1 protein-coding gene is annotated in these 1,325 nt (G+C 36.8%); it reads right to left on the reverse strand.

The window, feature by feature from the left end:
* Positions 1–1,325, reverse strand: a 1,325-nt coding sequence (locus NOL38_RS10375; RefSeq protein WP_277942084.1) for a DUF445 family protein, incomplete at both ends; no start/stop codon positions are given.

Genomic DNA, 1,325 nt, shown 5'->3' on the forward strand with positions numbered 1-1,325 from the left:
GATTCAGAGATTGACTCTGAAACTGATTCGCTAATTGATTCTGATACAGATTCTGAAATTGATTCACTCACTGATTCAGAAATTGACTCTGATGTAGACTCAGAAATTGATTCAGATACAGATTCTGAAATTGATTCACTTACTGACTCTGAGATAGATTCTGATACAGATTCTGAAATTGATTCACTTACTGACTCAGAGATAGATTCAGATACGGATTCTGAAATCGATTCGCTTACTGACTCAGAGATTGACTCTGATGTAGATTCAGAGATAGATTCTGATACAGATTCTGAAATTGATTCACTTACTGACTCTGAGATGGATTCAGATACGGATTCTGAAATCGACTCGCTTACTGACTCAGAGATGGACTCAGATGTAGATTCAGAGATAGATTCTGATACAGATTCTGAAATTGATTCACTTACTGACTCGGAGATAGATTCAGAGACGGATTCTGAAATCGATTCGCTTACTGACTCGGAGATAGACTCTGATACAGATTCTGAAATTGATTCGCTTACTGACTCAGAAATTGACTCTGATGTAGACTCAGAAATAGATTCGCTTACTGACTCAGAGATAGACTCTGATACAGATTCAGAAATTGATTCAGATACAGATTCTGAAATTGACTCACTTACTGATTCAGAGATAGACTCTGATGTAGATTCTGATACAGATTCTGAAATTGATTCACTTACTGACTCGGAGATAGATTCTGATACGGATTCTGAAATTGATTCGCTTACTGACTCAGAAATTGACTCTGATGTAGACTCAGAAATAGATTCACTTACTGACTCTGAGATAGATTCAGATACGGATTCTGAAATTGATTCACTCACTGATTCAGAGATAGACTCAGATGTAGATTCAGAGACTGACTCAGAAATTGATTCAGATACTGATTCGCTGATGGACTCTGATGTAGATTCAGATACAGATTCTGAAATTGACTCACTCACTGATTCAGAGATTGACTCAGATGTAGATTCTGAGATTGATTCTGAAACTGACTCAGAAATTGATTCAGATACAGATTCTGAAATCGATTCGCTTACTGATTCAGAGATTGACTCTGAAACTGATTCGCTAATTGACTCTGATACTGATTCTGAGATTGATTCAGATACAGACTCGCTTACTGACTCTGAAACTGATTCTGAGATTGATTCAGAAACTGATTCGCTGATGGACTCAGATGTAGATTCCGAGATAGATTCTGATACAGATTCTGAAATTGACTCACTCACTGATTCAGAGATTGATTCTGAAACTGACTCAGAAATTGATTCAGATACAGATTCTGAAATTGATTC

Source organism: Streptococcus suis (genome assembly GCF_029616525.1).
GTDB classification, from domain to species: Bacteria; Bacillota; Bacilli; order Lactobacillales; family Streptococcaceae; genus Streptococcus; species Streptococcus suis_AF.